Origin of the sequence: Thalassotalea sp. Y01, from assembly GCF_012932945.1 — a bacterium.
Taxonomy (GTDB): Bacteria; Pseudomonadota; Gammaproteobacteria; order Enterobacterales; family Alteromonadaceae; genus Thalassotalea_A.
In genome coordinates this window covers 11,746-31,482 of sequence record NZ_JABBXG010000001.1, presented here as the reverse complement: position 1 = coordinate 31,482, position 19,737 = coordinate 11,746, and the positions used below count along the sequence as shown (strand labels likewise).

At 42.7% G+C, this 19,737-nt stretch carries 15 protein-coding genes; 11 read left to right on the top strand and 4 right to left on the bottom strand.

Annotated elements, in window-relative coordinates; translation table 11 throughout:
* Positions 1-209: 209 nt before the first annotated feature.
* On the bottom strand, positions 210-1,283 hold the full coding sequence (locus tag HII16_RS00150; protein ID WP_169126335.1) for an AraC family transcriptional regulator: 1,074 nt from the start codon (positions 1,281-1,283) through the stop codon (positions 210-212).
* A 74-nt stretch (positions 1,284-1,357) separates the two neighbouring features.
* Here HII16_RS00150 and HII16_RS00145 point away from each other — a divergent pair, with 74 nt between their 5' ends.
* From HII16_RS00145 to HII16_RS00130, 4 genes are all read left to right on the top strand, one after another.
* Positions 1,358-2,395, top strand: a complete 1,038-nt coding sequence (locus tag HII16_RS00145) for an AraC family transcriptional regulator (RefSeq protein WP_169126333.1) — start codon at positions 1,358-1,360, stop codon at positions 2,393-2,395.
* 546 nt (positions 2,396-2,941) lie between these two features.
* The gene (locus HII16_RS00140; RefSeq protein WP_169126331.1) at positions 2,942-3,676 is read left to right on the top strand and encodes an ABC transporter ATP-binding protein; all 735 of its coding nucleotides are present in this window, start codon (positions 2,942-2,944) and stop codon (positions 3,674-3,676) included.
* Complete coding sequence (locus HII16_RS00135; protein WP_169126329.1) at positions 3,676-5,235, top strand: ABC transporter permease; 1,560 nt, start codon at positions 3,676-3,678, stop codon at positions 5,233-5,235. The genes HII16_RS00140 and HII16_RS00135 overlap by 1 nt, the downstream gene beginning before the upstream one ends.
* 18 nt (positions 5,236-5,253) lie before the next feature.
* Positions 5,254-5,931: a DUF3299 domain-containing protein gene (locus tag HII16_RS00130; RefSeq protein WP_169126327.1), complete on the top strand. Its 678-nt coding sequence runs from the start codon at positions 5,254-5,256 to the stop codon at positions 5,929-5,931.
* Between the two features lie 95 nt (positions 5,932-6,026).
* On the opposite strand, the gene HII16_RS00125 is transcribed toward HII16_RS00130, so the two are convergent.
* Entirely contained in the window at positions 6,027-6,320 is a 294-nt protein-coding gene (locus HII16_RS00125; RefSeq protein ID WP_169126326.1) for a hypothetical protein, read from the bottom strand.
* A 333-nt stretch (positions 6,321-6,653) separates the two neighbouring features.
* On the bottom strand, positions 6,654-7,076 hold the full coding sequence (locus HII16_RS00120) for a MaoC family dehydratase (protein WP_169126324.1): 423 nt from the start codon (positions 7,074-7,076) through the stop codon (positions 6,654-6,656).
* Positions 7,077-7,415: 339 nt separating this feature from the next.
* On the opposite strand from HII16_RS00120, the gene HII16_RS00115 reads away from it, so the two are divergent.
* The 4 genes from HII16_RS00115 to HII16_RS00100 all read left to right on the top strand — a co-directional run bounded on the left by HII16_RS00115 (position 7,416) and on the right by HII16_RS00100 (position 12,719).
* Positions 7,416-8,552: a hypothetical protein gene (locus HII16_RS00115; protein ID WP_169126322.1), complete on the top strand. Its 1,137-nt coding sequence runs from the start codon at positions 7,416-7,418 to the stop codon at positions 8,550-8,552.
* A gap of 12 nt (positions 8,553-8,564) precedes the next feature.
* Positions 8,565-9,038: a MaoC family dehydratase N-terminal domain-containing protein gene (locus HII16_RS00110; RefSeq protein ID WP_169126320.1), complete on the top strand. Its 474-nt coding sequence runs from the start codon at positions 8,565-8,567 to the stop codon at positions 9,036-9,038.
* 156 nt (positions 9,039-9,194) lie between these two features.
* Complete coding sequence (locus HII16_RS00105; protein WP_169126318.1) at positions 9,195-10,244, top strand: helix-turn-helix domain-containing protein; 1,050 nt, start codon at positions 9,195-9,197, stop codon at positions 10,242-10,244.
* Positions 10,245-10,370: 126 nt separating this feature from the next.
* Positions 10,371-12,719 carry a molybdopterin-dependent oxidoreductase gene (locus HII16_RS00100; RefSeq protein ID WP_169126316.1) on the top strand — a complete coding sequence of 783 codons (2,349 nt, stop codon included), beginning with the start codon at positions 10,371-10,373 and terminating at the stop codon, positions 12,717-12,719.
* Between the two features lie 87 nt (positions 12,720-12,806).
* On the opposite strand, the gene HII16_RS00095 is transcribed toward HII16_RS00100, so the two are convergent.
* Positions 12,807-13,952 (bottom strand): MBL fold metallo-hydrolase, encoded by a 1,146-nt coding sequence (locus HII16_RS00095; protein WP_169126314.1) that lies wholly within the window; start codon positions 13,950-13,952, stop codon positions 12,807-12,809.
* A 269-nt stretch (positions 13,953-14,221) separates the two neighbouring features.
* Here HII16_RS00095 and HII16_RS00090 point away from each other — a divergent pair, with 269 nt between their 5' ends.
* The 3 genes from HII16_RS00090 to HII16_RS00080 all read left to right on the top strand — a co-directional run bounded on the left by HII16_RS00090 (position 14,222) and on the right by HII16_RS00080 (position 19,729).
* A complete protein-coding gene (locus tag HII16_RS00090; RefSeq protein WP_169126312.1) occupies positions 14,222-15,370 on the top strand; it encodes an alpha-hydroxy acid oxidase in 1,149 nt (382 codons plus the stop codon).
* A gap of 364 nt (positions 15,371-15,734) precedes the next feature.
* On the top strand, positions 15,735-16,229 hold the full coding sequence (locus HII16_RS00085) for a RidA family protein (RefSeq protein WP_211183349.1): 495 nt from the start codon (positions 15,735-15,737) through the stop codon (positions 16,227-16,229).
* 17 nt (positions 16,230-16,246) lie between these two features.
* A complete protein-coding gene (locus tag HII16_RS00080; RefSeq protein WP_169126310.1) occupies positions 16,247-19,729 on the top strand; it encodes an indolepyruvate ferredoxin oxidoreductase family protein in 3,483 nt (1,160 codons plus the stop codon).
* The last annotated feature ends 8 nt before the right edge of the window (positions 19,730-19,737 follow it).

Here is a 19,737-nt window from a genome sequence, read left to right as displayed (position 1 = left end):
TGCGTGTCTTGCGGTGTGACATTGCTGCGAGGGATTGCTTTGGGAGGGGGGGCGCTGCGCGGTATAGCTAATAACGAAAGGTCTCTTTAAAACTATCTAAATACATAAGTGACCTTTTTGATAGATGATCTATTAATATGCAGGTTTGACCGTCATTGTACTGCGCAGCAAACCCATAAACAGCAATGCCCAAATACATTAGACAGGGATCAGAATTTTAAATTGTTGATTCTGTCAGTATATGATTTGCGATACTCTGCCGGGCTTTCATTCATCCAGCGATTATAGGCTTTGTTAAATGAGCTGGAGCTGGTGTAGCCCAATTTAAAGGCGATTTCTTTTATTTGCACACCAGGTTGCTGTAACAAGTGACGGGCGATTACTGGTGTTACTTGGTTTTTCAGCTTTTGTATATCGGTGTCTTGCTCTGCCAGTTTTTGATTAATGTATTCCAAACTTAAGCCCAAGTCTTTACTGATATCCGCCGTATCAATATTGTTTTGCAATATACTATCAACAATCCAAGAGCGCACTTTTAACACCATATTATCAGGGAAAAGTTCGCTGATTCTCTTCGCTGCTAACTGATAGTAAGTTAGGTTTGAATAACTATCACCCGCTGGCAACAGTGTTTGCAATCGTTCCTTTTTAATAAATAGCTTACCCACCTTTTGCTCACTTACAACGACTTCACAGCCAGCTATTTGTGAGAATTCAGAGCGAATGTTTTCACTAGAACCTACAGGTAATGACAGTTTATCTGGACAAAAGCTGGCGCTGGAAACGGTACGTAAATTAGAAATGCTAGCAGACATAAAACCTTGGATAGTCTGGGTAAAAATATTGTCTTCAATAACGTCTTGATCAGGAATAAAGGTCAATATGCCGTATTCATCAGTCTCTTCAAAACTGGCAGAGTTAAAGATAAACAAAATTCTTGAAAACTCGGCCCAGAATTCAAAAAAGCAACGTAATGTTGTCGCGCTGCCAACGGTTAAACCAAAAATACCAAATAACGCTGGATTGATAGGGTTAGTGAAACTTAAATGAATAGGGTACTCACGTTTGCTTGCCGCCCAATGTTGGATAATGTTTTTAATATATCTGCGACCACTGGTCGCTAAATCAGGCGCTTGACTATAGGTATCGAGCAGTCGAGTGACTTCTTTGTCTTCTTTTTCGACGATAGAACAGTTGATCTGTCTAAATGCGTCGAGCAAAAACAGATAACGCTTGGTGAAGCGAGAACTATCCAAGTTCGCTGTTTTATCTTGAAAATTCATTAATTTTTGTCATTATTTACGTTATGATTACAAGTCATTTTATGCGGATAATAACAAGGTAGCAAGGTGCGACTATGCGAATATTAGACTACCAACATTCTGTATTGCGCTCATATCTTCACATGTTGATTCAAACGTTAGAATCAACAGGAGATAGCTTTGAGTCCATTCGTCAATATTTACAAATAGTAGATAGCCAAGATCTGCTGGCTCAGTGTGGTCGAGTCAAAGGTACGTCATTTTTGGGCATTTACGCGATGATCGCGAACCACCCTAGACACAAATATTTAGAACTTGAACTTGGCAAAAACTATCGCCCAGTTACCTTTAATGTACTGGGTCCTTTGTGTTTTTCAAGTAAAACCCTGAAAGAAAATGTAGAACTGCTGATTGAGAATTTTTCCTTGATCTCTACTGGTGGTAAGGTCAGTAAAGCAGAGCTTGATGATGGCTGGTTGATCACCGCAGGCTCTAAGCATCATAAATTCAGCGAGCATCGCCTAGGCTTAGCCGGCTTGGTCGTGTTATATGCGCACATTAGATTTAGTCTTGGTAACGATTTTAAATTTAATAGAATTTATTTAACCATGGGACAGCCGGAAGCGGATATTAACGCACGCATTAAAGAAACCTTCCAAACTGATATTGAATACAACGCGCCATATAACGGCTTTAAGCTGACACACGGTCAGTTAGCCATTGAGCAGCTTGGCCATGATCCACAGCTGTTTGCGGTCAATAGTCAGCTAATTGATGACTACAAACAGCGTTTTTCTCGGTTTGAATTACCGACGCGAATTTACGGCAACATCATTGAACTGATGAAAAAAGGCATTTTCTCAAAAGAAGCAATCGCTCGAGAATTAGGCATGAGTACTCGCTCGCTGAGTCAAAAAATAAAACAGTTTGGTCTCAATTATCGCGATATTTCTGAAAATGCACGGATGACCTTAGCCCGTGAGTATCTAGCCAATTTTGACTTGAAACTCGTCGAAGTCGCTGAGAAGTTGTGCTTTTCTGAGAATTCTAATTTTACTCGCTCATTTAAGGCGCATACAGGTCAAACACCAAGAGAATTTCGTAGTCAGCTAAAAGCGAACGATATGAATTAGGTTATACGTTTAATAGGCTTTTATCTAAGCCAACAACAATCTAAAAAAGCCAGTGTTTTCCCAGCAATGAAAACACTGGCTTTTTGTCGTTAATGCATTGAAATAAAATTACTTTTATTTGATATCTGAGGTTTTTTTCTAGGCTTAGTTATAGCGAATGAGTCTTGCTGAAGGGGTTGGGCAAGCGCGTTGAAGCAACTTATAGCATCTGTTGTTAAAGAAAAAAGCAACACCAAATTTACAATACATTATCGATCCCCATACTAATTTCGAAGATGATAGCGCAACGGTTTTTGGTGTGCCTATTCGCTTGGTTATTTAGCATGTAAAAAAGCCTATTGGAATATCATTTCACGCCAAATAAATGTGTTTTAATTGTGTTAACTATGATTATCAAGGATGAAATCGAACAGGTTGTATTTCATACAGTTATGTTTTTTCAGTTTGTAAATTTAAGGTAACATTGTTCTACAAATACTTTCTTGAGATAGCATCGGCTAATCGTTATATTAGGCAGCCATTGCTAATAACAGGACAAAGGGTTTAATGAGCGCGGTAATTGACATAACCAATCTAGATTTCAGCTGGTCGCCACAATCGGACTTTCGATTCCATGTTGACCGCTTTTCTATCTCTAAAGGCGAAAAATTATTCCTCAAAGGCCCAAGCGGCAGTGGTAAAACCACATTGTTAAGTTTGCTATGTGGTGTGACTCGTGCCAATAGCGGCGAGCTAAAATTATTAGGCCAAGACCTAACCAAGATGTCAGGCGCGGAACGAGATCAATTTAGAGCGGATCATATTGGTGTTATTTTTCAAATGTTTAACCTGATCCCGTATCTCAGCACGATTGAAAATGTGATGCTGGCAGTCAACTTTTCTCCGATTCGTAAACAACGAGCATTAAAGAATTCAGACACCCTTGAAGACGAAGCCATCCGCTTATTATCGCATTTAGACATGGGCGATGAACACTTATTGCATAAGCCTGTTAATCAATTGAGTATCGGCCAACAACAGCGTGTCGCCGCCGCAAGAGCGTTAATGGGTAGCCCTGAAATTGTGGTTGCCGATGAGCCAACATCATCGTTAGATGCCGATCGCTGCCATTCTTTTTTGCAATTGCTATTCAAAGAATGTCAGGAAGCTGGCGCAACCTTGATTTTTGTTAGCCATGATATGCGTTTACAACAAGACTTTGATCGCAGTTTGTCATTGCACAGAGAAACGCTGATAGATGCTAAAGATATTGTCACCATTTGTGATGGAGTATCAGCGTAATGGCTATTGCAAATTTAGCGATTAAAAGCTTTCGTAATCGTAAAGCCACAGTCTTATTAACCATATTTTCTATCGCCATGAGTGTGGCCTTGCTTATTGCAATCGAGAAAGTGCGAGTACAAGCCAAAGACAGCTTTACCAGCACCATTTCGGGTACTGACTTGATTGTTGGTGCGCGCACAAGTTCGGTAAATTTGTTGTTGTCCTCGGTGTTTCAAATGGGCACCGCGACACAAGGTATTAAATACGAATCATTTGAAGAGATAAGTGCCAACAAGCTAGTGAAATGGACGATACCTTTTTCACTGGGAGATACCCATAAGGGGTATACCGTAATGGGCACAACCGCAGAGTTTTACCAGCATTATAAGTACGGAGTGAAGCAATCCTTGCAAGCACGCCAAGGGCAATGGTTTGTTAAACAAACGGATGTGGTCATTGGTGCCGAAGTTGCGGAAAAACTCAATTATAAGCTCGGTGATAAAGTGATTATTTCCCATGGTGGCGCGGATAGTTATATTCATCATGATGAAGACCCTTTCTATATCGTTGGTATTTTGGCGCCCACCGCGACACCAATAGATCGCACGGTGTTTATTTCATTAGAAGGTATTGAAGGCCTGCACAAAGAGCAAAAAATCATCGAACAGGGTATTGACCCTTTTGCCATAGCAGATAGTGGCACATTGTCTGTGAAAGACGCGTTAAAAAAGGCGTCTGCGACTAAACCAAAAACTAAACCAAATACTAAACCAAGCGCCCATGTCACAGAAGCGAAGCATGCAGCGCATGACGAACACGATGAGCAGCATCAACATGATGAGCATGCAGCGCATGAAAAACACGATGAGCAGCATCAACATGAAGAACATGCGGCGCATGACGAACACGATGAACATCATCAGCATGATGAACACAATGAACATGCAGTACATGCAGAGCATCAACAACCACTAGCTAACGAGAGCTTTGATGCCCATGATCATGCCCACCATCATCATGCAGCCGATTCCATAAGTGGGTTTTATGTTGGTCTATACGAGCGACCACACGCGCTCACCATGATGCAAGTAATCAATAAATTTAAAGCGGAACCTTTGATGGCAATAATGCCAGGGGTCGCGTTATTAGAACTGTGGTCAATATTGTCTGTGGTAGAAAAGACCTTGTTCGCAATCTCCATTATGGTGGTCATTATTTCACTGGCGTCAATGTTGATCATATTGTTGAACAGTCTCAGCCAGCGTCGCCGAGAAATGGCGATATTGCGCGCGATAGGTGCTCGTCCTGGACATATATTTGGCTTGATGATGGGGGAAGCAACCGCCATTATCGTTGCCGGTTTAGTGGCTGGACTTGGTTGTTTATATGCAGTTTTATTTGCAATTAAGCCATTTGTCCTGAATAATTTCGGCATCTATCTTGATATTGGTTTACCGTCAAATCAAGAGCTGGCTTTGCTGTCATTAGTTGGTGTCGCTGGTATATTAATCAGTTTAATTCCAAGCATTCAAATTTATCGTTACGCTTTATCCGATGGCATGTCGGTCAAAAGTTAAATAGGAAACCGTTAAAGTATGAAAAAACTACTTGCATTAATTTCGTTATCCGTGGCTCTGTTTACGGCCAGTGTTTCGGCCGCTGACTACAAAAAAGTGACTTGGGAAACGCTCAATGAACACGTGGTCAAAAAAGAAATAGAAAACCCATTTGAAGGCATGGAAATCGAAGATATTCGTAAAATGCAGCAAATTGCCATCGTTAACGACATCATTACTAGCGGTCAGGAAGTTGACGAAGAAACGCAGAAACTAGTTGATCAAGCCAATGCTGATTTAAAAGCCAAAGGTTATGATGTAGAAAAGTTGTTTAAAATACGCGAAGACATTATTGCTCAGCGTGAGCAAGAGTTTGCGTCAACAAACCCTGCATTAGATGACGCTAATATTCAAATGCGTGGTTTTTTACTACCTCTTGAATTTGAGGGAAAAAAGGTTAAAGAGTTTTTGTTAGTGCCATATGTAGGAGCTTGTATTCATGAGCCACCACCGGCAGCGAATCAGATTGTATATGCTAAGCTAGTGACCCCTATTGAGCCACCGTCACTGAGCATGTTCACGCCAATCGAAGTTAAAGGTAAAATGGCGTCTGAACAAGCATCACCTGAATTGAATTTAGTCGATGGCGCGAAAGAGATACCGACAAGTTATACATTAACAGTCGACAATATAGAGTTTATTACAATGGATCAGTAATGGTTCTAAGCGATTGACATAAAAATGCCCGATATCATATCGGGCGTTTTTTTATGGGTATTAACATCAACCTGTCATTACAAATACAAGCAAGGTTACTTTTTGTCTTCTGCTGCTTCAGGTTTACCTGGTTTCATTTTTTTGATGTCTTTACCGTCCATAAGTAACAGTAAATCAGCGAAAGCACTGCGCAACTTTTGCGTTAAGGTTCGTGGAAATCGAGTACGGTTTCGTGTCGCTATAGCATCTCTAGCATATACAGACTCTAAAGCTCTCTCTATGGACTCAACATTCTCAATATTAAGCTCTGGTCCATTAAGGTTGAGTTCTGATTGGTACTGTTGATACAAATCCACGACTGTTTCTTTAACGCTTGTTAATCTTTCCATTTTCTAAATCCTTATTCCTTCAATAACGACAATAAAATATCCCCGCCCCGAAAATTTATTCAGGTCAGTATCTACAATGTAAAAAAAATGTTGCTTTGTAAAGCGGCGAATAATGAATTTATATAATCAATATGTTCCGACTTAATCAACTTCGTTATAAGGAGGTTAGAATCTTAATAACTGTTGAACTAAGGTGCCGCTGAAGAGGTTACGGTGTGATTGGGTATTTGGATCAGTTTAGTTGTTTATCAGCTTTTCTAACCATAATAACAAGACATTACGTTAAGACTGATGACTTGCAGTCAAAGCGCAATGTATTAGTGATGACTAATTTCAATCGTCTCTAAGTAATACTTTCATGCGAGCTGAAATCAGCAGTTCGCCCTGACTATTTGTCATCTTTCCAGAAAACACTGCGATATAACCTTGTAACGACTTTTTGGGCTCCAAGCGTTTAGTCTTCCAACTAATGGTTAATGCGTCATCAGCGGCCACGGCCTTATGAAATCGGTAACTGCAATCGAGTCCCATAAAGGTACCAGAGTCCTGAAATTTTTGCGTCAACACACCTCCGCATAAACCAGACATATGTGCGCCGCTAGCAATAATGCCTGGATAACCGGCTTTAATCGCAGCCTCACTATCGAAATGAATAGGATTGGTGTCACCAAGCGCTTTAGCACCGGCTTTAATATCCTGTTTCGATAGTATGATGGTTTTACTGTAGTAATCACCAATAAAGGTACGCTTGCTCATTCTCCGTGCCTCGCAATAAAAAGATAATGAGTTGCACTCATGTTATCTTTGCGTTGCAGGTTTAGCAATGTTTTTTATTTTGCCGTCGTTATATTGTTTTATGGCTTGATTTGCATATTTGTCATTTTGCCTGTAATGAGTTAGGCTCATTGGTGTTTTCGAATAAGTGGCTTTAACAATAATTAACAATAAAGGTCGCTGTATTTGCTTGGCATCGGCTGGTGTTTGCTTTATTAACTAAAGCACTAACGTTAACAGCGCTAACAACATTGTTGTGTAATACATCAAAACGACCTAATAAAAACACATTTTTTAGTAAACGTTTAAAACGAGGTTTCTGTGGGAAATACATTTTTAACCAGAATTATCATGATACCAGCGGCGGTTTGGTTATCGGTATTTTTTGGCGGGTCTATGGGATCAGGTGTAGAGCTGGTGCAATACATAACCTCCAATGGGCCAATCGGTGGGTTCGTGGCGATTGGCAGTGTTGCTTTGGTGGTGATGGCCGTTATGTTTTGTTGCTTTGAGCTTTCTAGGCGCTATAAAGCTTATGATTATCGACAATTTAGTAAAGTAATTTTAGGCAAGCTATGGTGGTTGTATGAAATCGCTATTTTATTGTCGATGATCATCGTTATCGCTATTTCATCGACTGCTGCGGGCACCGTATTAGGCGAGTACTTGCAAACTAATCATTATGTGGGGCAAGTGGCATTGCTAGCTGTTGTGATCTTTTTTACCTACAAAGGTCGAGAGTTCATTGAAAAATCTATGACAATTGCGTCAATGTCGTTGTTATTGATCCTCGCAATTATCGCCGGTTATGTCTACGTAAACTTAGGTGAGATTGTTGCCTTTGAGTTAGCGAACGATGAGGTTTCATTGGCCGCCGCCAGTGTCGGTAGCCAATATGCTATGGTCAATGTGGCATTTTTTCCTTTGCTATTGTTTGCTGGTCGTCACATTAAAAAATCGACCGACTCAGTGGTTGCCTCGATCAGCGCCGCTATTGTTGGCGTATTACCGTTAGCTGCATTGCACTTTGCCTTTTTATCTTATTATCCAGAAGTCTTAACATCAGGCGTTGAAGTGCCAGTATATTGGTTACTGGAGCAACTGGAAAGTACGTGGTTGATAGATGTCTATGTGCTCATTCTGTTTGTACTTATTTTGCAAACCGGCGTGGGTATGATGCAAGGCTTTGTTGAACGTATTGATAATTATATGCAAGAGAAACACAATAAGACCTTATCAGCAACGCAGCATGCAGGGGTTGCCGGTTCGATGGTATTGTTAAGTTTGGCGTTATCAACGTTAGGCATTGTTGCGCTGATATTAGCGGGCTATAAGTTTCTATTTATGATTTTTATCGTGGTGTTTTTTATACCGTTATTTACGGTCGGCATATACAAATTACTAAAAACATCAGGTAAGGGTAATGCTATTGTCATCGAAGGTGCTAAAGCGCAATAAGCAGAGACTAATATGAGCGGACAAAGAATTCAATTAGACGGAATAGACTCTATACGAGCTCTCGAAGGAGAGACGTTGTTCTGTTCAAAGCCGCTATTGGTGACGACGACGATGATTCAAGATTTTTGTCGTAGTGTAAATCAATTAGATTGGTTTCATTTTGATGAGCAGCGAGCGAAACAGTCCAGTTTTGGTGCTATTGTCGCACCCGGTATGTTTACCATGAGTTTGATCCATTCTGTGTTTTTCGAACATGTTGAATTGCACAATATGAAAGCGCTGTTTTTAGGTACCGATCGATTTCGTATTTTAAAACCGGTGAAAGCCGGTGACAGTCTCACATTACGGTTTTCCTGTCATAAAGTTGAGCAGCGTGAGCAAGGCATTGCCGTACATTGGGATTTTAGCTGGCATGTTAATGCTGAAACTAGCCCGGTAACGCTAGGCAACTTTATTGTTCGTTATTGGCCACAGCTCTCACAATAAAGCCTCGTATAGAGATCTCGCATAGAATTAAAGCTCACCTTGGCGGGCTTTTTTGGTATTGCCCTGAGTAAACAATAAGCGGATTTTAAGTAACTAACGTAAATCAAACGCTCGTCTATACTTTGCATTACCTACTTGTTAACACCAAACTGTCAGATGACAAATCAAAATAGTACGCTGTCGCACGACCATGGCTCGCACCAAAGCTTTTTTCAAGCGCTGCACAAAGTATTGGTGGAGTATGATATTGAGCAAGATGTCATTAGTAACATAATGGCCGCAGGCAATCATCACAGCAGTCATCATTATGACAACCGTTTAGAGCATTTTGACTTTGTGCAAACACTAGAAAAAGCCCGAGAACTAAGTGGCATTTCTCATATAGGCTTGCTTACTGGACAAAAAATGAAGCCGGAATATATTGGCAGTTGGGGTGTATTACTGTACTCGCAGGACACCTTGTTGGATTTTCTTAAGGTCTACGAGCGCTTTTCAAAATATTTAACCATTAAGGTTTCGCTCGTTGCCTACGATGATTTTTATGATGTCACTTACCCATTTACTCGCGCCGTTAATGTTGAAGTCAATGAAGCTGTATTGAGCTTTTTACTGCTATTTATGCGTCGCTTTAGCATGTCGCATATTAAACCAATTGAAGTGGCATTACCTGCTGACTTTATCGCCTTAAATGGCGAACACTATAGCCAATACTTCGACTGTCCCTTATTATTAAGTGAGCACCATATGCGTCTACGATTTAAAAAAGACGATATGCATTTGTCGATATTTACCGCCAATAAAGCCTTGCAAGAGGGCTATAAGGAAATGACCGAGCAAAGCTTCTATTCACTGTCGAGCAATAATTTTTTATTGCTGGTAGAGAAAAAAGCAAAAGACTTTATGGTGGCGCAAAATTTATCTATGGACAACCTCGCTGAGTATTTCGCCATGTCAGCGGCTGATTTTGAGAAAAAGATTAATGCGTATGGCTATCAGTACGAGCAAATGTTGGAAGAGGTACGCTATGAAATTGGTAAAGAAGCATTAACTGAAACCGACATGAGTATGAGTGATATCGCTTCACGACTCGCCTATAGCAGCGCAGATGAATTTGCCGCGCATTTCATGCAGTGGACCGGAATTTTACCTGAGGAGTTTCGCGAAAGGGGCATACATGTACCAGGATTACGGACTATAAAATTCTAATATTAGCGTAATATAATAAGCCTATGTTAGCTCTATGTTTGGTCAACTGTTTGACACAAATAGATAAAACCCTACCACAACGTTCAACATAAGATGGTTGTATATTCCTTAATAGAAACCCATTTTATGGCCAATTCTCGTGTTACACCAACATGCACCCATTGGGGCAACTACTTAGTTGAGTCCGATGGTGAGTCACTGTTGTCTATCAATCATTACGATGTCGATAAAGAAGCAACAGCCATTGGCGATTCACTGATCGATGGCTTAGATAAAGGCGCGCGTATTCCTCAGCCGATGATCCGCGAAAGCTATTTTAAAGATGGCGTTGACAGTTGTGGGGCAGGCCGTGGCAATGAAAAGTTTGTGCCAGTAAGTTGGTCGGTCGCTCTTGATTTGGCTGCGCAAGCGCTTAAGCACACCAAACAAAATTATGGCACAGATGCGGTGTATGGCAGTTCTTATGGTTGGGCAAGTGCAGGTCGATTCCATCATGCACAAAGTCAAATACACAGATTTTTAGGAAAGTATGGCGGTTACGTCGACTCGGTGAATACCTATTCGTCAGCCGCTGCCGAAGTGATTATGAATCATGTTACGGGCATTCCTTTTCTGTTATTGGTACGAGAAGCACCGAGCCCGAAAGAAATCGCCGACAATTCGCAATTATTTGTGCTATTTGGCGGCGCGGCCATTAAAAACTCACAGGTTAACGCCGGAGGCATAGGCTCGCACAATGCCGTTGAGCAATTGTCTCAGCTTAAATCAGCGGGTGTTAAAGTGGTTAACATATCGCCTATTCGGGATGATGTTATCGAACAAGTAGACGCTCAATGGCTGCCGATTCGCCCCAATGGCGATGTGGCGTTGATGTTAGCCTTAGCGCATACCCTCTACAACAACAACCTGCATGACGCCAATTTTCTTGAGCGCTACACCGTAGGCTTTGACCAGTTTATTCCCTATTTAACGGGCCAGTCTGATGGCGTGCCTAAAAACGCTAAGTGGGCCAGTTTGCTCACCGAAATTAGTGAACAAGATATTATTGACCTAGCTTTTGAATTGGGCAATAAACCCAGTACCTTGAGCATCAGTTGGTCATTGCAAAGACAACAGTACGGTGAGCAAACCTATTGGATGTTAACAACCTTGGCAGCGATGTTGGGGCATATTGGTAAAGTTGGTGCCGGTGTTGGCTATGGCTATGGCTGCATTCATAACATGGGCTTTGGTGGTCGAAAAGTACCAACCTACAAAATGGGCGCCCTTGGAATGGAGATTGGCGAGCGACCGGCGCTTGGTGATAAAAAATTTATACCGGTTGCGCGTCATGTCGATATGTTGAATAACCCAGGGCAGTCATATCAGTACAATGGATTAGATCTTACCTACCCAGACATTAAGCTAATTTATTGGGCTGGTGGCAACCCATTTCATCATCATCAAGATTTGCACGCTTTGACAAAGGCTTGGTCAAAACCTGATACCATTATCGTTCAAGATGCGTTTTGGACCGCCTCAGCCCGTCATGCTGACATTGTTTTTCCGGTGACAACCATGTTAGAGCGCAATGATTTAGGTGGTAGCAGCTATGATGCATTTATCTCCCCTATGCGCCAAGCGGTAAAACCCTATGCGCAAGCACGCTCAGACTTTGAAATATTCTCTGGATTGGCACAAAGGTTAGGGTTTGCTGATGAGTTTACTGGCGGTAAAACAGAAATGCAGTGGGTAGAAAACCTCTACAATACCACCCGTGAAAACGCCAAAGCAAAAGGCGTCGAATTACCCACATTTGATGCCTTTTGGCAAGGTGAGCAGTTTTATGTTGGCGATCAATTACCGGATATCCGTTTTACTTTAGAGCGATTTCGCCAAGACCCTGATAAATATCCTTTACGCACCCCATCTGGAAAGATTGAGATTTTCTCTAGCACCATTGCCAACTTTAATTATGACGACTGTCATGGCCATCCCATGTGGTATAGCGAGCGGGAATGGCTTGGTTCCGAACATGCCAAAGCGTACCCGCTGCACCTGATCTCTAATCAACCGAAAACCCGCTTACATAGTCAGTTTGATCATGGTGTTACCAGTGTGCAGCATAAAATAAATGGGCGTGAACGAGCTCGGCTAAATCGCTATGAAGCCGATAAAAGAGGCCTTAAAGATGGTGATATTATGCGTTTATTTAATGATCGTGGTCAGTGCCTTGCCGGTGTTGAAATCAGCGATGAGTTGCGTGATGGTGTTATTGAGTTACCGACCGGCGCTTGGTATGACCCAAAGCAGCTTGGCGAAAGTGTATTAGATGCTCATGGCAATCCCAATGCCTTGACCGCCGATGTAGGCACATCGCGACTAGCGCAAGGGTGCAGCGCCCACAGTTGCCTGGTTGAGGTGGAAAAGTACTGTGGCGAATTACCTGATATTAGCGTCTTTAAACAACCGAAAAAAACACAACCTGTCGATTGATTTGTGGGCTAATCATGTATTTAATTCATGGCTTATGCGGCGTTAATCGCCGCGATTATTGCTGCGCGGATTGCCCCCTATTTTAGTTTATCGGTTAAGGTAATCGTCAATTTGTTGACACATATCTGGCGCGCTTATGGTGCTAAAGATATCTACCTCCGCGCCTTGCTCTCGCTCCACTAAAGCGAGTTGTTCTAAAAATTGAATGTGAGCCAACAATTCAGATATAAACATCACGTACACTTGATCGCGCACCTTACGCTTATAAATCGGCATGATGCTTTGGCTCACGGTTTTTCCTTGCTGCAAAGCCGCTAAAAGTTGATTTAACAAAGCACAATGATTGGCAATGATTTCGTCGACTCGAGCGTGCAAGCCAATAAAAGGCTTATTATGAGACGGTAGAACTAGAGTATCACCCGGCAGGGCCTTTAAACCGTGCAGGGCTTTTAGCCATCGTCCCAATGGGTTTTGTTTACGATGGTCTTTAAATTTGGGATTTTTCGGGTACAAGGTGACCATGGAGGGAATATCCGGCAGTACTTGGTCACCACTAAACAGAATATTTAACTGTGGGCAATACAAACTGACATGTGCTGGCGAATGGCCGCTGCCAATAATGATGTTAAATTGATATTTCCCTAACGTAATGCTGTCACCATGGTCAACAAACTGACAGTCCTTAGGTAAACCATCCACGGCTTTATCGTAACCGTTGTCGCGCTGTTGTCTGACTTTATCAGCATGCTCTGTAGACATGCCGGCTCTGAGTAAGTAATCCAGATAATAATCTGGAGGTGTTGAACCACTAATCGAAAATAAATACGCCATGATCTCAAATTCACGCTTGGACATGATCACCGGACAGTGAAATTTTTGCTGAAGCCAGTTGGCTAAACCAACATGGTCTGGGTGATTGTGGGTAATAACGATACGGGTTATTGGTTTACCTTGTAAGGCACTATCGAATAATTGTTGCCAATAGCGTTTGCTGTAGTTGGTGCCCATGCCGGTGTCTATTAAGCACCAGCCATTTTGCTCTGCAATAAGGTAAACATTGATATGATCTAACTTGAAGGGCAGTGGAATGCGCAACCAATAAATATCGTCAGATATTTTTTGCGTTAAATAGGGTTCAGGCGCAGCAAAAGGAAAGCGTAATGAACTATCACTGCCGTTGATTTGGCAACTGTTACCATGCTCATCATCTTCTTGGTATTTTTTCTCATTCATAAGTTTGCTGCCTCAATCTTGTATTCGCATCTTATCTTGCTTGCTCATTATGAAATAAATTTGTCTATTTTTGCGTTTTATTTGCCATATATGGCGGCATTGAAAACGGCCATGCTCAGAATGACAATTTTGTTAGGCTAATAGTGTGTAAAGTGGCCTGAAAAGCATCGCACAATGCTAAACGCAATTTCAGGATACGCTGGTTAAGTGAGATACGTTGAATAAAACGAATACCTGAACCTAACATATTGAAGTCAAGACGATAGGTTATGCAACAAGATAAAATACCCGCTCGCCTTAAACATTGTTTAAGTGTTCGAGATGTACAAAAAGTGGCTCATAAATCATTGCCTTGGTCGATACGAGAGTATATCGAAGGTGGCGGTGATGATGAAAAAACTCTACGGGAAAATAGCCGTGGTTTTGACGATTACACGCTAATGACCGATATGGGCACTGGACAGGAAACCGCCGATACACAGACTGTTATCCTTGGCCAACCATCGGCGTCACCCATATTGTTGTCACCATGGGGTGTGCATCAATTGATGCATAAAGACGGTGAGCGAGCAACCGCGAAAGCAGCAATGCAAGCCGGCTGTATTTATTCGATGTCGAATTTTTCAACCACCTCTATCGAAGATGTTGCTCATATCAGTGACGCACCTAAGTTTTTTCAATTGCAACCGGCTCGTGACAAAGCCATCATGCTTGAACAAATGCAACGCGCCAAGGCTGCCGGTTACAAAGCGTTAATCGTCACCATTGATAACCCCATTCATGGTAATCGAGAGCGTGATCATCGCAGTGGATTTGGCCTGCCTCCAACATTCCCTATGCGCAGTTTGTTATCGTTGATGGCTCATCCTAAGTGGGTATTCAACTACCTGCGAAATAAACCTAATTTCGCCAACTTTTCCCGTTACTTTGCCGATGGTAAAGACCATATGTGGCTATTTCATAACTTGGTTACGCCAATTACCTGGGACACGTTACAGTTTGTGCGCGACAACTGGGATGCGCCAATGGCAGTAAAAGGCATTATGTCCAGTAAAAATGCCAAACAAGCGGTGTCCATTGGTTGTGACGGGGTAATAGTGTCTAATCAAGGCGGTCGTAACTTTGATGGCATTACATCGACTATTGCCGCGTTAGAGGAAGTGGTTGATGCCATATCTGGTCAGGCTGACATTATTCTTGATGGTGGTATTCGCCGTGGCAGTGACGTGGTCAAAGCCTTGGCGATAGGCGCGACAGCCTGCTCAACTGCGAGACCTTTTGTTTACGGTTTGTCTGCAGCTGGTCAGCAAGGGGTCGAATACGTCATTAACCTGCTACGCGCCGAAGTAGAACGTGCCATGGTGGTCAGTGGCGCCAAAGACATCGCCAGCATTAATGCCGATATGCTGCGCCGATAACCCAGCTGCTACTCACATTGCGGGTGAAACAACCCAGCAGACATCATATCCATTTTCGAGACAAGGCTATACACGCAGGCAATACGCGCAGGCAATACGCGCAGATAATACCTCTAAAAGATGGGCCCAAACAATGCACCTAGCTGACCGGGCGGTTTTACCTTTAATGGCAAAGTTGCAAGATTATTGCCGGTTATGATTGCTTAAATCTTGATAAGCCCACTGTTAGGCAATGTCTTTGCCGATTCTGACAATTTTTTTTAGCAGACAAGTGCTACTTTTTAATCATCATCACAAAACATAATAATAAATTAACTTACCCTGCGGCATTAATGTGGCGTTGAGTATTAAGGAAGAGAAGACAATGGTAGATAACATGACACCCGAACAACGTATGCAACAACTGGGCTACGACATTACTGCAGAGCTGCAACTGCCGGCTGGTTTTGAAGTCTTGCTATCGATGGTAAAGGTTTTAGATAAGCGCGTTATCGTATCTGGGCATGGCGCATTAAATCCTGATGGCACCATTGCCGCTCACCTTATGGGCAAAGTCGGTGACACTGTCACAATTGAACAAGCTCAAGAAGCTGCGAAACTAACAGCTCTAGCCATGATTGGCAGCTTAAAGCGCGAACTTGGCGAATTATCACGCATCAAATCTTGGGTCAAAGTGTTAGGCATGGTCAATTCGACCCCTGACTTTAATGGCCAGACCCCTGTCATTGATGGCTTTTCACGAACCATCATTGACGTTTTCGGTAAAGACGTTGGTATGGCCTGTCGCAGTGCAGTGGGCATGGCGGCGTTACCAATGAACCTATCGGTTGAAGTCGAAGCAGAATTAGAACTGCACTAATCGGTTAGGTGATTAACATGCAAGATTCAAAGGTTTCTCTACAGGATAAGTACGAGCGCGATAAAGACAGTGCCTATATGACAGGATCACAGGCATTGGTCCGTGCTTTGCTTGAGCAGCGTTGGCTTGATGAAAAAAACGGTTTAAATACCGCCGGTTATATTAGTGGTTATCGTGGTTCACCGATGACCGCTATGGACGTTCAATTATGGCGCGAAGAGCAACGGTTGACTGAAAACCACATTAAGTTTGTTCCTGGTATCAACGAAAATATGGCGATGACGTCGGTTTGGGGCACACAGCAAATCGACTATTTTGGTGATCAAAACTACGATGGTGTTTTTGCTATGTGGTATGGCAAAGGCCCAGGTGTTGATCAAACCATTGACGGTTTACGCCAAGGAAACTGGCATGGCAGTGCTAAACACGGTGGGGCACTTATTCTTGCCGGCGACGATCCAAATATGTCTTCAACGATCAATAACTATCATAGTGAAATCTTATTTGAAGATCTGCTGATGCCAGTATTGTTTCCTGCCGATATTCAAGAGGTGCTTGATTATGCCTTAATGGGGATTGCGCTATCTCGCTTTAGCGGGGCTTGGGTCGGCTACAAGCTATTACCAGAAACCATTGAAACGTCCTCTCGAGTCAATATTGCCGACAATCGATTTGACATTGTCTACCCAGATTATGACTTTCCAGAAGGTGGTCTAAACGCGCGAAAGCAAGACTCACCATACATTCAAGAGCAACGCATTAAGCAACATAAGCTCAAAGCCGCGCTGCATTTTGCTCGAGCCAATAATCTCAATAAAATTACCTTTGATAGCGAAAATGCCAAAATAGGTATTGTTGCCATGGGTAAGATTTGGCGTGATAGTTTGCAATCTCTAAAAGACCTTGGACTGGGTGAGTCACACCTACAGCAACTTGGCATTCGTATTTTGAAAGTGTCTATGCCGTTTCCAGTCGACCTACAGACCTACCGAGAATTCGCCGATGGCTTAGAGCATGTCATCGTAATCGAAGATAAGCGAGAAATTCTTGAAAAAGGTATTATTCAAGCCTGTTACGATTTGCCTGAAGCACAACGTCCTAAAGTGCACGGTCGTTACGACCAACAAGGCAATACCATCTTGCAAAATTTTGGTAACATCAATACCGACCATATTACCAAGGCATTGGCCACGCACTTATTGAATATTGCACCACAGCACATGGTCGAACAAAAGTTACAAGACTTACAGCAATCCGGTTGCAAATTAGCGGCCCTACCAAGCTTAAATATGGCTCGTTTACCGTATTTTTGTTCTGGCTGTCCACACAATAGTTCAACGGTTACCCCCGAAGGCAGTCGCAGCTTTGGTGGTGTTGGTTGTCACTATATGGCGAATTGGATGGACAGAGACGTCGATTTATATACCCATATGGGCGGTGAAGGAGCAACGTGGATTGGTCTATCACCTTTCGTCAAGACCGAGCATATGTTTCAAAACCTCGGGGATGGTACCTACTATCACTCCGGCTCTGTAGCGGTTCGTGCCGCCATTGCCGCAGGCATAAACATCACTTATAAAATATTGTATAACGATGCAGTTGCGATGACCGGTGGACAGCCGGTCGATGGTCCTATTTCGGTTAATAACATTGCCGAGCAAATGCGCGCTGAAGGTGTTGAACGCATTGCTATCGTTAGCGATGATATTGCTAAATATAACAATTACCCTGCGTTTCCAGCGGCAACAACAATACATCATCGTGATGATTTGAATTTACTACAACAAGAACTTAGGCAGATCAAAGGCGTAAGTGTGCTTATTTACGATCAGACCTGTGCATCGGAAAAGCGCCGTCGACGCAAACGTGGCAAGTTTCCAGATCCTGCCAAACGTATGTTTATCAATGACCGTGTGTGTGAAGGGTGTGGTGATTGTGGCGAGCAATCGAACTGTTTGTCAGTCGAACCGCTAACCACCGAATTTGGCCGCAAACGCCAGATAAACCAATCAACTTGCAATAAAGACTATCGCTGTAATGATGGATTTTGTCCGAGCTTTGTCACGGTCTTGGGTGGCGACGTGAAAAAAGGAAAGGGCATTAGCGCCAAGCCAGATTTATTAGCAAACTTGCCAGAGCCACTGCAGCCGACTATTCATGGCGATGATACATACAACATCATTATCACCGGTGTCGGTGGTACTGGGGTGGTTACCGTTGGTCAAATCTTGGGGATGGCGGCTCATATCGACGACAAAGGTTTATCGGTAGTTGAGCAACTTGGATTTGCGCAAAAAGGTGGTCCTGTTAAGTCGCATGTGAAAATAGGCAATAGCGCCGACTCAATTAAGGGCGTTCGAATTACCTCGGGACAAGCGGATTTGCTGTTAGCTTGCGATATGTTAGCTGGTAGTGATGATGAAACCTTGAGTATGGTGCAACAGGGCAGAACCTATGCGGTGGTCAATAATCATCAGGCGATAACCGGAGAGTTTACCCGTGACGGTGACTTACAGTATCCAATTGATGCGGTTGAAAGCCGTTTGCAGAGCGCTCTGGGCAGTGAACTCGAATTCATTGAAGCCAGTAAAATAGCGACTCAATTAATGGGAGATGCGATTGCGGTCAATTTATTTGTGGTCGGCTACGCATGGCAAAAAGGTCGTTTACCATTATCACAGCAAGCCATTATGCAAGCCATAGCTTTGAATGGTGTCGCCGTTGAGTTTAATCAACAAGCGTTTACTTGGGGACGTAATTTCGCCCACGACGCAAACACGACACTGCAACAATTAAACAATAATGCCAATGACTCGGGGCCTGTGACGTTATCGGAACGTATTGCTTTAAGATTTGATGAACTGGTGCAATACCAAGACCAGTCATACGCTGAACGTTATCAGTCACTAGTTAATAAGGTTAACGAGGCGGAAAAACGCTTAGATATAACAGACAGTAGTCTGACCGAAGCTGTCGCTATATATGCCTATAAATTGATGGCATATAAAGATGAATACGAAGTGGCACGTTTGTATAGCAGCAAGGAGTTTCTAACCAAATTAAACGCCCAATTTGAAGGCGATATTAAACTGCAATTTAATTTGTCACCGCCACTTATTGCACCGAAGAACAAATCGACCGGTAAACCTAAAAAAATACAACTTGGCGGCTGGTTGTTAAAAGCATTCGCGATATTGGCTAAATTTAAAGGTTTGCGAGGCAGCGCTTTTGATATTTTTGGTAAAACCGCAGAGCGAAAAATGGAACGTGCCCTTATCGAAGAGTACTTTTTATTGGTCGATGATTTGCTACTAAATCTTGATCAAAGCAATTACCATTTGGCTGTGCAGTTAGCAAAACTGCCGGACATTATTCGCGGCTATGGCCATGTCAAGGAAGCGAATGTTGAGCAGTATCAACAAGTGCTGAAGCAACAGCTGCATACGTTTAAGCATGCGCATTTAGCGGTCGAAGCGCAAATCGATGTCGTCAATGTATAACGGTAAAT

Bases quoted from the DNA above. Each gene is read 5' to 3' on its own strand.
- HII16_RS00150 (WP_169126335.1), bottom strand. From the start codon at position 1,283: ATGAATTTTCAAGATAAAACAGCGAACTTGGATAGTTCTCGCTTCACC.
- HII16_RS00145 (WP_169126333.1), top strand. From the start codon at position 1,358: ATGCGAATATTAGACTACCAACATTCTGTATTGCGCTCATATCTTCAC.
- HII16_RS00125 (WP_169126326.1), bottom strand. From the start codon at position 6,320: ATGGAAAGATTAACAAGCGTTAAAGAAACAGTCGTGGATTTGTATCAA.
- HII16_RS00085 (WP_211183349.1), top strand. From the start codon at position 15,735: ATGGTAGATAACATGACACCCGAACAACGTATGCAACAACTGGGCTAC.
- HII16_RS00140 (WP_169126331.1), top strand. From the start codon at position 2,942: ATGAGCGCGGTAATTGACATAACCAATCTAGATTTCAGCTGGTCGCCA.
- HII16_RS00095 (WP_169126314.1), bottom strand. From the start codon at position 13,952: ATGAATGAGAAAAAATACCAAGAAGATGATGAGCATGGTAACAGTTGC.
- HII16_RS00120 (WP_169126324.1), bottom strand. From the start codon at position 7,076: ATGAGCAAGCGTACCTTTATTGGTGATTACTACAGTAAAACCATCATA.
- HII16_RS00100 (WP_169126316.1), top strand. From the start codon at position 10,371: ATGGCCAATTCTCGTGTTACACCAACATGCACCCATTGGGGCAACTAC.
- HII16_RS00080 (WP_169126310.1), top strand. From the start codon at position 16,247: ATGCAAGATTCAAAGGTTTCTCTACAGGATAAGTACGAGCGCGATAAA.
- HII16_RS00110 (WP_169126320.1), top strand. From the start codon at position 8,565: ATGAGCGGACAAAGAATTCAATTAGACGGAATAGACTCTATACGAGCT.
- HII16_RS00130 (WP_169126327.1), top strand. From the start codon at position 5,254: ATGAAAAAACTACTTGCATTAATTTCGTTATCCGTGGCTCTGTTTACG.
- HII16_RS00135 (WP_169126329.1), top strand. From the start codon at position 3,676: ATGGCTATTGCAAATTTAGCGATTAAAAGCTTTCGTAATCGTAAAGCC.
- HII16_RS00090 (WP_169126312.1), top strand. From the start codon at position 14,222: ATGCAACAAGATAAAATACCCGCTCGCCTTAAACATTGTTTAAGTGTT.
- HII16_RS00105 (WP_169126318.1), top strand. From the start codon at position 9,195: ATGACAAATCAAAATAGTACGCTGTCGCACGACCATGGCTCGCACCAA.